This is a genomic window from Sphingobacterium bovistauri, assembly GCF_020295405.1.
Taxonomy (GTDB): domain Bacteria; phylum Bacteroidota; class Bacteroidia; order Sphingobacteriales; family Sphingobacteriaceae; genus Sphingobacterium; species Sphingobacterium bovistauri.
Genome location: NZ_JADEYP010000037.1, coordinates 1 through 12,455 on the forward strand (window position 1 = coordinate 1; position 12,455 = coordinate 12,455).

12 protein-coding genes and 1 tRNA gene are annotated in these 12,455 nt (G+C 34.4%); 5 read left to right on the forward strand and 8 right to left on the reverse strand.

The window, feature by feature from the left end:
* Positions 1 to 2: 2 nt before the first annotated feature.
* Positions 3 to 599 carry a hypothetical protein gene (locus IPZ78_RS15440; protein ID WP_225554889.1) on the reverse strand — a complete coding sequence of 199 codons (597 nt, stop codon included), beginning with the start codon at positions 597 to 599 and terminating at the stop codon, positions 3 to 5.
* 25 nt (positions 600 to 624) lie between these two features.
* Positions 625 to 846 carry a hypothetical protein gene (locus IPZ78_RS15445; protein ID WP_225554890.1) on the reverse strand — a complete coding sequence of 74 codons (222 nt, stop codon included), beginning with the start codon at positions 844 to 846 and terminating at the stop codon, positions 625 to 627.
* Between the two features lie 67 nt (positions 847 to 913).
* Between IPZ78_RS15445 and IPZ78_RS15450 the strand changes: the two genes are divergently transcribed.
* Positions 914 to 1,690, forward strand: coding sequence for a LexA family transcriptional regulator (locus IPZ78_RS15450; RefSeq protein ID WP_225554891.1), 777 nt, complete (start codon positions 914 to 916; stop codon positions 1,688 to 1,690).
* Between the two features lie 861 nt (positions 1,691 to 2,551).
* Here IPZ78_RS15450 and IPZ78_RS15455 read toward each other — a convergent pair.
* From IPZ78_RS15455 to IPZ78_RS15465, 3 genes are read right to left on the reverse strand one after another with little or no spacing between them, the layout of a single operon-like run.
* Positions 2,552 to 3,817: an AI-2E family transporter gene (locus tag IPZ78_RS15455; protein WP_225554892.1), complete on the reverse strand. Its 1,266-nt coding sequence runs from the start codon at positions 3,815 to 3,817 to the stop codon at positions 2,552 to 2,554.
* A 4-nt stretch (positions 3,818 to 3,821) separates the two neighbouring features.
* Complete coding sequence (locus IPZ78_RS15460) at positions 3,822 to 5,009, reverse strand: MFS transporter (RefSeq protein ID WP_225554893.1); 1,188 nt, start codon at positions 5,007 to 5,009, stop codon at positions 3,822 to 3,824.
* 15 nt (positions 5,010 to 5,024) lie between these two features.
* The gene (locus tag IPZ78_RS15465; RefSeq protein WP_317197585.1) at positions 5,025 to 5,891 is read right to left on the reverse strand and encodes a TrmH family RNA methyltransferase; all 867 of its coding nucleotides are present in this window, start codon (positions 5,889 to 5,891) and stop codon (positions 5,025 to 5,027) included.
* On the opposite strand from IPZ78_RS15465, the gene tamL reads away from it, so the two are divergent.
* The gene (gene tamL, locus IPZ78_RS15470) at positions 5,782 to 8,127 is read left to right on the forward strand and encodes a translocation and assembly module lipoprotein TamL (protein ID WP_449618965.1); all 2,346 of its coding nucleotides are present in this window, start codon (positions 5,782 to 5,784) and stop codon (positions 8,125 to 8,127) included. The two genes, IPZ78_RS15465 and tamL, sit on opposite strands and share 110 nt — an antisense overlap.
* Here the strand turns inward: tamL and IPZ78_RS15475 are convergent.
* The gene (locus IPZ78_RS15475; protein WP_225554895.1) at positions 8,124 to 8,660 is read right to left on the reverse strand and encodes a hypothetical protein; all 537 of its coding nucleotides are present in this window, start codon (positions 8,658 to 8,660) and stop codon (positions 8,124 to 8,126) included. The genes tamL and IPZ78_RS15475 overlap by 4 nt on opposite strands.
* Before the next feature lie 132 nt (positions 8,661 to 8,792).
* Between IPZ78_RS15475 and IPZ78_RS15480 the strand changes: the two genes are divergently transcribed.
* The 3 genes from IPZ78_RS15480 (at position 8,793) to IPZ78_RS15490 (ending at position 10,280) form a co-directional block, all read left to right on the forward strand.
* On the forward strand, positions 8,793 to 9,050 hold the full coding sequence (locus IPZ78_RS15480; protein ID WP_225554896.1) for a hypothetical protein: 258 nt from the start codon (positions 8,793 to 8,795) through the stop codon (positions 9,048 to 9,050).
* A gap of 211 nt (positions 9,051 to 9,261) precedes the next feature.
* Positions 9,262 to 10,152 carry a Ppx/GppA phosphatase family protein gene (locus tag IPZ78_RS15485; protein ID WP_225554897.1) on the forward strand — a complete coding sequence of 297 codons (891 nt, stop codon included), beginning with the start codon at positions 9,262 to 9,264 and terminating at the stop codon, positions 10,150 to 10,152.
* A gap of 44 nt (positions 10,153 to 10,196) precedes the next feature.
* A tRNA-Leu gene (locus IPZ78_RS15490) sits at positions 10,197 to 10,280 on the forward strand.
* Positions 10,281 to 10,325: 45 nt separating this feature from the next.
* On the opposite strand, the gene IPZ78_RS15495 is transcribed toward IPZ78_RS15490, so the two are convergent.
* Positions 10,326 to 11,120 (reverse strand): (Fe-S)-binding protein, encoded by a 795-nt coding sequence (locus IPZ78_RS15495; protein WP_225554898.1) that lies wholly within the window; start codon positions 11,118 to 11,120, stop codon positions 10,326 to 10,328.
* Between the two features lie 12 nt (positions 11,121 to 11,132).
* Positions 11,133 to 12,425, reverse strand: a complete 1,293-nt coding sequence (locus IPZ78_RS15500) for a (Fe-S)-binding protein (protein WP_225554899.1) — start codon at positions 12,423 to 12,425, stop codon at positions 11,133 to 11,135.
* Positions 12,426 to 12,455: the final 30 nt, after the last annotated feature.

Sequence of the window (12,455 nt, forward strand, 5' to 3'; positions counted from 1 at the left end):
TTTCAGGGGATCACTTTGGCCTGGCGAAAGGGGGACACTTTGCTTTGGCAGAAAGGGATCACTTTCCTTTGGTAGAGGGGGACAGTTTCTGATGGTTTAGGGGGATCATTTTGGAGTGGTTTATCCACTTTACGAAATGATCTTCTTTTAGTCATTGCCAATTGCACGGCATTTAATAGCGATGCGTTTGTGGTGTAGATTTGGATTAGGGATTTATCCAAACTCTTACCACTAGGTAGCTTATATGTTGAATAGAAATCTGATGCTTTATAATCAATTTGATAGAAGGTTTCTAAAAAAGCTGTTTCTTTAATGATCCTTTGAGGATCTCCAAATGAATCGATACATTTTCTCTGCCATTCGACAGGCATATTTTCAAATGAAAACAAAGCTTCATTACCTGCACCCTTACCTTCACGTAAGCGAAGACCAGGTGTGCGAGTAGCACGCTTTTTCAAAGCATCATAAGTACACTCTTTAATACTTCTATAATCAGGAACAACTGACACCCCTCTTATCTCTACGGCTGTAGAAATCAGAAATGTCACGCGAACCCCGATTTTTCCGTCATGAGTTACATATGGCTGTTTGTTCTCCATCCTAAATTGGTTAATAGTCAAATTATTATTTAAGAGCAGCTGTGACAGCTTTCAATTGTGCGTGATAATCCTTACGAATCGTATCACATGTGATCCCCTTCTTTGTGCCATCTATACTTTGGCGGATGTAGACTTTTGAGAACCCATATTTCTTTACTAAATGCGCTATAACAACCGGGTTGTAGGCATTTCTTTTTTTATTACATTTGCTCATTGCTTTGTTGGTTTCTTTATTGATAACTGCCATTGCTTTTGTTTTTCGTTAAGACAAATATATACTCATTATGAGTATAAAAAAAATAAATATAAACATTATGAGTACATCTGTAAATAAGTCATTGATACTTAATGAAATAAAATCTTCATTAAATCTTAAAAGCGATGCTGAATTTGCTCGATATTTAGGAATAAAACCTCAAACACTATCAACATGGCACACTAGAAACACCTTTGACATAGAATTGATATACTCAAAATGCGAACAAATAAACGCAGAATATTTATTGACAGGAAAGGGGAATATTTTCAAAACAACTGTTTTGAATAACAATAAAAAAGAAGCCACACAGCTACAAAATGAAGAATTAAATAAAAAAACTATAGAGGATTACAACACTAGTGGTATTTCACGATCTGATTTTTTGCTTAAGACTGATCGTATATTTCAAAACAATCAGATAATACCATTATATGACATTAGTGCCTCAGCTGGATTAATAACCTTATTCAAAGCTGATAAACAAACACCTATAGACTATTATAGCATTCCCAATCTTCCAAAAGTAGACGGAGCTGTACAAGTTACTGGTGACAGCATGTATCCATTACTAAAATCAGGAGACATCGTCTTCTTTAGACAGATCAACAACTTTATAGAAAACTTGTTTTGGGGAGAAATGTATCTACTGGATATCGTAAACGATGATGATGAATACACCACAGTTAAATACATTCAAACATCAGAAAAAGGTTCTGAATGGATCAAATTGGTAAGCTACAACATACATCACAGTCCCAAAGACATACACTTAAGCACTGTAAAGGCAGCTGCATTTGTTAAAGGATCACTACGCATGAATAGCATGAGATAAGCACACGCGCACTTACACAATCACAAAATACATCAACAATCTATTATTCAATTATTTACACAAACAATACTATATTTCAAGGGTATACCAATACTCATATTTTACAACACTTTCATTAACATAAAACGAAACAAGCATATTTATATGCTGTTTTTTTTTGTTTCAAAATGTCCCCGTAAATGTCCCCGTAAGTGTCCCCGTTTTATATATATTTATAGTTTTTACACATTCGCATCTGAGCATAAAAAAAGCGTTAGAATACGAATTTCCTAACGCTGCAATAAATCATTAAACATACTTTAAATTGCCATTAAACGCTATTTAAAAGCACTTTTCGTATACTTCAGTATTAGTAATGGTAGCAAACTGTACTAATACAATCAATAACCGTTTAAAAATAGAATCAAAATGGTAGTAAATGGAAGTATTTGTACATTTGGTTTTAACAGCCTTTGGCTGGCATTTTGAATAAAAATGCCGTTTTTGATGTATTTAAAGCATCTTTTAACCGTTTTTGCCGTTTTGTATATTTTAACATTTGGTTTTAGCCCCTATACCTCAAATTGTATATAAGGTGTAGGTGAGTCCTTTTTTAGTAGTGATATCTTTATGACTGCTTTTTTGAAATCTTTCATCTGGATATTTTTGTCCTAAGTAAAGAGATATGAAATTACTGTGATACATGATGTTATAAGTAAGTATAAATAAAGGATAATAGAACATTGGGTTTTCATAATTTAATAATAAGTAATTAAATATATGATGATAAATTATTGTTGTTTCCATAGAAAAAATCAAAAAATGCAGAACTATAAGATAGTCTGCATTAAGATTGTTTTATAATATTGAAATGTTTTATAATTACTTAATGTCCTTATTATCTTCATTTTGCTTTAAATCCTCATAAGGATTGACTTCAGATTCGTTGATTTCTTTGTACGAAATAGATGTCTCGGTGTGATTTGGCTCTTCTGTTTTAATATTAACTTCGATTTTCTTTTTATTCTTCGGCATACGCACAATTCCCCATTTCATGAGCAATTCTTGGGTCGAGTTGCGTTTGAGATGTTCTTTTTCGGGTTCACCAATTAAGAAACCAAATGCTTCCATAGAAGGGATCGCGTCAAAAATCACTTTTAGCGTAGCAATAAATGGAAGTGCAATAATCAAACCTGCTAAGCCAAACAGCATACCACCTATTAATATTCCGACAATTGCCATTAAAGGGTTGATGCTTACTTTACTACCTACAATATTTGGTGTGATGATATTTCCTTCTAAGAATTGTACGATTTGAAACCATGCAATCACCCCGATTGCATACCAAGCACTATCTTTGACTGCTAATGCAAATAGCGCGGGCAAAATTGATCCGATAGCAATACCAATATACGGCAATAGCATCAAGAGAGCTGCTAGAGACCCAAAAAACCATGCATAATCAATACCCATCAACATCAATCCTCCTGTATTCAAGATTGCTACAATTCCCATTACAGTAATAAGCCCGACTAAATAACTTTGAACGACTTCGTAGATTTTATTTAATACTTCGTTGACCTTGCTTTGAGGTGTAGAAGCAAAAGCTTTAAAGAAAAATTCGCGGAAGAAGTCACGGTAGTACAGCATAAAGAAACAGTACAATGGCACTAAAACTGCATTTGCCAAAGTATTTCCCAGTGAGCCAAAGGTAGAGGTAATCATTCCACCTACATTTTCTAAGGATTTATTTCCTTGCTCACGCAATTTGTCCATCACTTGATTTTTTTCTACACCAAATTTTTCCTGTAACCAAGCTTGTCCTTGTTCCAGTACAGATAGTACTTTATCGGTGATAGACGAAGCATCTTTTCCTATGATAATACTTTGATGGACGATAAACCAAAGAACACCCGATATGATTGCTATAGCAACTATTACAGCCAGCAATGAAGCAAAGGCTTTCCCTAATCTTAGTTTTTCAAATAATTTTGCTAAAGGAAATAGAGATATCGATATTAAAGTTGCAAATAAGAGTGGGATAAGTACACTTTGTGAAACGTACATAAGTCCCAAAATCAATACCAATGCGAAAAGGCTTGAAGCTAAATTAATTGAATAAGGTTTTTTTGATGATTGTGCATCCATAGAGTTACTGGTTAATAGTACATTTGTTTTTTTTCTTTTCCCAATAATAAATATACAATAATGCTATAAATACTACAATGGCGTTACCATACATAATATACGGTATCCTATTTATTATATCATGGTAAATGTAGCCTGCAAATAATGCGCCAAAGCCAATTCCTACTTCCAATGCTATATATAGTGTAGCCATTGCTCGCCCTCTGTGATTGGGGTCTGAAAGATCTATAGTCCAAGCATTCAAAGCTGGAGATAGTATCCCACTTCCTATACCAAATATTGCTGCACCAAGTATTAGATAGTTTACGTTTTTTCCAATGCCTAATATTACCAATGAAATTGTAATAACTACTATACCTACACGCATGACAATGGTACGACCATGTTGATCTGCCACTTTACGCGATAATAAACGAATAGATACAGATGCAATTGTGTACACCGTGAAAAATAATCCTTTGTTGATTATACCAAAATTTTCACTCCAATCAGGTATTAAAGTCAAAATAACACCAGATGAACTGTAGCAAAGTAACATCACAATAGCGGCCGGAATTACACGCACTTCTAAAATATCTTTTCTGGAAATAGATAACATGGAGATGTGAAACTTGCTTTTATTCTTGAGTGTTTCCTTCATGTTAAACACGATGATAATTGATAAAAAAGCAAATATCGAAGAACTGTAAAACATTGTGTTGATGCCGTACTCGTGAGCTAAAAATCCACCAACAGCTGGGCCAATCGCACTTCCAATACTAAAACCAAGTCCGTGCATACCTATAGCTTCACCCCAACGATTTTGTGGAATTAAATCTGCAATGTAAGCAGATGTAGCGGTTGGTTTGAAGCCGGTAGAAAAACCATGTACTAAACGTAATAAGAAGAAACCCGAAAGACTGCTTAAAATAGGGTATAAAAAGCCGCATATCACACAGACAATCGACCCCACAGCCATGACGGGGACTCGTCCCCATTTATCGGTTAGTTTTCCGCTGAAAGGTCTTGATATTCCGGCTGTTAGTGTAAATAATGCAATGATTAATCCTTTATGCTCTCCACCACCGAGTGACGTTAGGTAGTTCGGTAATTCAGGAATTATCATATTAAAACTCGCTGAAAACAATAAAGTACTCAAGCAAAGTAAAAAGAAAGAAGTGGTATAAATAGTTCCGTTATGTCCGGAATTCATAGTAGTGTGTATTTGTTATGTTATCTTTTGTCTAGTTATTTCTGAACAAAATATTGTTGTTGCGATAGCAACATTTAATGATTCAGCAGCTCCAATACGTGGAATAGTAATTGCCTTGTCAATTTTTGAAATTAATTCTGAACGTATACCGTTTCCTTCATTACCCATTATAATCAACCCTTCGTTTCCAAAATTTGTTTCATATATAGATTGCCCGTTCAATAATGCTCCAAAAGTTGGAAGGGTTGTATCTTGAATAAAGGGTTCAATATCGACATAATAAATTTTCACTCTCGATAAAGATCCCATAGTAGCCTGTACAACTTTGGGATTGTATGCATCGACAGTTCCTATAGAACAAATTATATCCTCAATTCCAAACCATTCTGCTGTCCTGATAATAGTGCCCAGATTACCAGGGTCTTGTATATCGTCTAAAACGATAGAATATTTTCCCCCCAGAGCTTTGAAATCTAATCGATTATTTTGTGGCAATTCTACTATAGCTAATGCGCCTTGTGGATTTTTTAGGCTTGTTATCTTTTGAAATTCAGCTTCCGTTACATCTTCCAATTTTATATTATGCGGGATTTTGTCCAACTTTGTGAGGGCTTGTTGGGTAGCATATATTTTTTGTACCTTGTATGAAGAATTGACAAACTCTAATACAGATTTAATTCCCTCAACTACAAAAACTTGGTGTTGTAATCGGAATTTTTTGTTTTGTAAGGAAGTGATTAAACTTATTTGAGCTTTTGATAACATTGAATTAATGAATATAAAGAATAGATTATTTTTTATTGCAAGTATAACATTTTTACTTTTATTTTTTGAATCTTGCCGCTCTGCAAAATATTTAGAAGAGCACCAATCTTTGGTCACCAAAGTTGATTTAGAAGGTTTTCCACTACCTTTAAAGGAACAAGCATATCAATATATTTCAAATGAAATTCGGCCTAATTCGGCGCTGAACTTGACAATATACAACACATTTAATACGCGTGATGGAAGATATAAAACTGACAAAATTAGGTCGGTGGGGGAGGCTCCCCGAATTTTAGATTCTTCTTTAGTCGAACTTTCTGCTTTACAAATTGAACGTTTTTTACAAACTAAGGGTTATTTTAGAGCTGAAGTAAATCCTTCAATCACTACGACTAAAAACAAAAAGACTAAAATAAGTTTTATTGCGTCTCCAGATTCTTTATTCCATATAGGTAAAATAAGTGCAGATTTTGACAAAGATTATATTGAAAATGTTTATCAAAATAAAGTGCTTTCCAAAGTAAAATTGAAATCAGGAGTGCCTTATGATGTAAATTATTTTGCAGAATTGAGAGAATCTCTATATGAGGAAATGCGTAATGAGGGTTATTTTGATTATTTGAGGCAATATATGCGTATTGCTGTAGATACCAATAGAGTCACACAGGTAGCGGATATTGATGTGCAGGTATCCACACCGAATGTGGATACACTGAAAGTGTATAAAATTAATTCGGTGTCATTAAAGATAAATGGATATAGTGGCGTAAATACAAGAACAACGCAAACACGAGATTCGCTTCTAGGAATTAATTTTACGGATCAAAATGCAAGGTTTAAGCTTAAACCATTAGCGCGTTACATGTTTTTGCGTGAGGGAGATACCTATGGTATTGAAAATGAAAATCTTTCGTACGATAGGTTGTATGAGATGAATGGTTTTCGTAGTGTGAAGATCAATTATGAGAAGGAAGAAGATAGCTTATTGAATGTCAATTTTGAATTGACACCGCGAAATTTGATGTCTAATCAGATTGAAGGAGAATATACGTTTAGCTCAGGTATGAGTGGGTTTAATATTGGAAATACGTTCTCACATCGCAATGTTTTTGGTGGATCAGAACTGTTAGAACTTAAACTGAAGTACGGCGTCTTATTTGATCCTCGATTGTCAGGAAATCTTTCGGACAAGATTTTTAACAATGATTTTCAAGCAGGGGTTAGTTTGACTGTTCCACGCATGCTTTTACCATTTGGATGGGGTAATGAAGGTCGCTATGGTCTACCGCGTACTATATTTTCTTCCAATATTCAGATCTTTAATCAAGATCGCACCTATTCTAATGCTTATTTTATTAACACATTAAATTATTCTTGGTGGCAGACTGCTAATCTCCAACATAGTTATTCCCCAATAGTAGCAGAGTATCGTGTGGGGAAATTTGATGGTGATTTTAGAAATCAACTAGAACAAGAAGGTTATCAGTTATATATAGCTTCTAATGATAGGCAGTATTTCGGTTTGGGTGCACAATATGCGTTGACATACAACGCGAAAAAATTACAAACTCTTGCTAATTTTCAGTTCTTGCGTGGAGCTATAGATTTAAGTGGAACGACACTTGGACTATTGAGCAATGTATTTAATTTTCAACGAAATGACGACGGTACACGTACTATTTTTGGCGTGACTTACTTACAATATATTAAAGGTGAGGTGGACTATAGGTTGTATAAACATTTGGGTGGAAATCGTCAGTTCATTTTTAGATTCAATGGTGGTGCAATTGTTCCCTATGGAAATAATTCGAGTTTGTTGATTTTTGAAAAAAGCTTTTATGCGGGCGGGATGAACGGTATTCGTGCGTGGCAAGCAAGGACCCTAGGGCCAGGAAATTATAATCGCAGTACGATCCGAGAGGATTTACGTCTTAATCTCCGTAATTTGGATCAATTAGGTGAAATGAAATTAGAGTCAAATTTGGAATACAGATTCCGAATTTTAAATAGATTCTTCGGTGCAAAACTTAATGGAGCTACATTTTTGGATATGGGTAATGTCTGGTTACTTCGAGAGAATCAATTAAACAAAGGTGGTATATTCAAATTTGATAAATTCTTTTCTCAGATCGCCATCGGTACAGGATTTGGTCTACGCTTTGATATGGATTATTTCACCATTCGTTTGGATACAGGCTTGAAGCTTAAAGATCCTCAGTTTGTAGGTAAGAACCAGTGGGTTATACAACATCTCTTCAATACTAAGGAGTTTAAAGCTAATTATTTTAACAGCAACAAGCCTGATCGGTATGGATTATTCCAATATAATTTTGGAGTAGGTCTACCTTTCTAAATTAAATTCTTGATTACCTGAAAAGCACTTTCAAGCAGCTGAGATATAGAAAGCCCTTTGCTGTAAGAGAAGTAACCATATACAAGTGCTAGAATAATAAAAGTGGTCAATAACCTTTTGGCAGCATAGGCAATTAATAAGATTATGGCTGGAATAATTAGTAATAATAGGCCATTGATTTTGATAGGAGAGATTTTATTATCTTTTTTATAGAGAAAATACAATTTTCCTGTTGTTTTCTCTTGATTTTTATGTTTGAAATATACAAAAGTTGAGCTTTCAATAGGGTGAGAGGGGACTGCTACACCATTGTGAAATGCTAAAGTTTGTTCAAAGCCATTGATCGTGAACTTAAATGTACCATTAATATTATCTTGAGCTACATCAGCAGAGTCCACTACAATAATCGCTACTTTTCCATTAGAAGTTAGATTTTCTTTTATTATGAAGTTATCAATACGCTGGAATGTAGATTTGGCCTGCACAGAAATACTGCAGATATTCAATAATAAGATAATATATAAATTTTTCATACTCATATTTCAAAGCAAGTATACTAAATAATTCATGAATCATTTAAAAATCTGTGTTTTTAGCCGTCAAAATATTTTTGAAATGCAGATATACTTTGTACATTTGCATAAGTAAAAAAAGAGCATATTATTATGGAAAATACAGCAGGACAAAGACAACCGAAAACAACTGATAACAATGCAAACCAGACGCATTACTATGTGACGTTGACTATTGCTATAATCATTGGTTTATTTGGTGTGTTTGTTAGATTCGTGCCAGATGAGGTCAACGCGTTGAATCAATATACTTTTTTGTTTTCTACTATAGCTAATGTCGCAATTATTATCGCGTCTTTTTTAGCTTTTAAAGTTGTTTTTAAAATTTTAGGTTTCGGAAACACAAAATAATAGTAACGAATAATTATCTTCTAAAGATACTATATGTGAAAAGCAGCGAATATTATTCGCTGCTTTTTTTGTTATTAAAAAGTCTATGTATTGTCTGAATTAATCTTAAATTTAAGATTAATATATGCTTAACATTATATTAATATAAGACAGTTTTATTTGTATTGAATAAATAATATTTTAACAAATTCCTAACTAATACATAACAGATTTGAGATTTGCAGCTATAGATATTGGTTCCAATGCAGTTCGTTTGTTGATTGCAGATATATTGAGAAAAGATAATCGTATTTCATATACTAAGAATACATTATTGCGTGTACCATTACGTTTGGGAGATGATGCGTTCGTAGACAAGAAAATATCCCCTCCAAAATTTGAAGACATGGTTAAGACTATGCGTGCCTTTAAGGATTTATTGGATGTATATAAAGTCAGCGATTACCTAGCCTGTGCAACATCAGCGATGCGCGATTCCGAAAATGGTTCACAGGTTGTAGAAGCATGTAAAGAGGTAGGTATAGATATCAATATCATTGATGGTGGTGTGGAAGCTAAAATTATCTACAATGCATACTTAAGTGGCATTATGGATAAAGATAAGGTGTATTTGTATATCGATGTAGGTGGAGGTAGCACAGAAATATCCTTATTTGCAAATGGGGAATTAAAGGGATCGCGTTCTTTTAATTTAGGTACAATACGTATTTTAGACAATCAAGATATTCCAGAGACATGGCAAGAGATGCGTGTCTGGTTAAAGGATATTACAAAAGGATATAAAGATATTTACGGAATAGGGACTGGTGGTAATATCAATAAACTATCTCGTATAGCCAATAAGGCTGATGATAAGCCCTTCAGCTATGCTAAGTTGAAAGCGATATATGACCACTTGAATTCATATTCTTTAAAAGATCGTATACATGATTTGGGGTTACGTTCAGATCGTGCCGATGTAATTATTCCTGCAGCAGAGATATTCTTGACGATTATGAAATCGGCACATTTGAAAAATATAGTAGCTCCGCGTGTAGGTTTGGTAGATGGTATTATTCAGCAGTTGATACAAAGAAACTATGCCAAAATATTATCAGCTTAGAACTTGCAAATAATAAAAAAAGATATATTTTTGTGCCTATAAACACCTAGGTGGCGAAATTGGTAGACGCACCATCTTGAGGGGGTGGCGCTCGCAAGGGCGTGGCAGTTCGAATCTGCTTCTAGGTACAAATTATAATAAGAATAGCGAGATAATTTATCTCGCTATTCTTATTATAAACCATTTGCTCTAACTGTTATTTCTGCAATGTCGAGCACCTGTATATCTTGCTCTTTATCCTTTACCTTTATACCGTCTCGTAGCATTGTCATACAGAATGGACAGGCTGCAGCTACAATCGCTGCTTTGCTTTCAATGACATCCTCTATACGTTCGACATTGATATCTTTGTTACCTGACTCAGGTTCTTTAAACATTTGTGCTCCACCAGCTCCACAGCATAAGCCATTACTTTTACATCGTTTCAATTCGACTAAATCTGCATCTAATGTTTCTAACACTTTACGCGGCGCTTCATAGACTTCATTAGCCCGTCCTAGATAACAGGGATCATGATATGTTATTTTCTTACCCTTAAATTCGTTTCCATCATTTGGTTTTAATTTACCATCATCGATAAGCGATTGAATTAGCTGTGTGTGGTGAATGACCTCATAATTTCCACCTAATGATGGGTATTCATTCTTAATCGTATTAAAGCAATGAGGACAGGCAGTCACGATTTTCTTAATCTCATAACCATCCAATACTTGAATATTCATCATTGCTTGCATTTGAAATACAAATTCATTTCCAGCACGCTTGGCTGGATCTCCTGTACAACTTTCTTCTGTACCTAAAATAGCATATTTAATACCCACGTGTTGTAATATCTTGCAGATATCACGAGTAATACGTTGTGCTCTTTCATCGAATGAACCAGCACAACCAACCCAAAAAAGTATTTCTGGTGTTTCTCCTTTTGCTACTAATTCAGCTGCAGTCGGTATATATAAATTATTTTCCATGTGTTTGCAGTTTTACATTTGTGTCCAATTCGCACGATCAGCTTGGGAATATTTCCAAGGGGCACCATTGTTTTCGAGATTTCCCAGCATGTTATTAATACTTGCTGGAGCTTGTGATTCTTCCATTATAGCGTATTGGCGTAAGCCCATGATGATTTCTAATGGATTAATATTGACAGGACATTGTTCTACGCAGGCGTTGCAGCTCGTACATGCCCAAATTTCTTCACGAGTGACATATGAATCCAAGAGTGATTTCCCGTCGTCCACGAAGGTTTTGTTGATGTTTATGTTTTTTCCTACTTCTTCTACACGATCTCTGGTATCCATTATGATTTTGCGCGGGGATAATAATTTGCCCGTTATATTTGCTGGACACGCGGATGTGCATCTTCCACATTCTGTGCAGGTATAAGCATCTAATAGATTTTTCCAAGTCAAGTCGTGTACATCCTTGACTCCAAATCTACTGACATCACCTGATGGAGGAGGTAGGGAAGGGTCTAGCATAGCCTTCACTTCAGCAGTCACAGATTCCATATTTTCAAATTTACCTTTCAGATTCAAATTTGAGAAGTAAGTATTTGGAAAAGCCAAGATAATATGTAAGTGTTTGGAGATAGGTAGATAGTTTAGGAATGCTAATACACCTAAAATATGGAACCACCATGCTAATCTTTCTATAAATATTAAACTATTTATAGACTCTGGAAGAATGCCAATCAAATATTGACTAATAGGAAAGGAACCTGCTATGTGATATGATTCTGGAAGAACAACTTGCAATTTTTGATCTGCAGCATTCATTATTAAGAAAGCTGTCATTAGTAATATTTCGGTTATTAGAATATAATTGGCGTCTGATCTAGGCCAATTATTTAGTTCTGGTTGATTAAGACGTTTTAATTTCAATACATTTCTTCTAATAAAAAATATAACGCATGATAGTAAAACTGCAAATGCTAAGATTTCAAAAGAAGCAATTAGAAAGTTGTAAAAGTCCCCCAAAAATGATAAAACACGATGCGTATCAAATAATCCATCTATTATAATTTCTATCATTTCGATGTTAATAATACAGAACCCTACATACACAAATAGATGCAGGAGGGCAGGGATAGGTCTTTTGAACATTTTTTGCTGTCCAAAAGCTACTAACAACATGGTTTTAAATCTTTCTGAAGGATTATCAAATCTATTGACTGATTTTCCTAAGCGAATGTTTTGGTATATCTTGTACGCATTTTTATAAAATAACAAGATAGCTCCAATTAGTACGATAGCAAATAATAGTTGGCTTATCATAATGTTTATTCAGGTTTATAAACAAATATA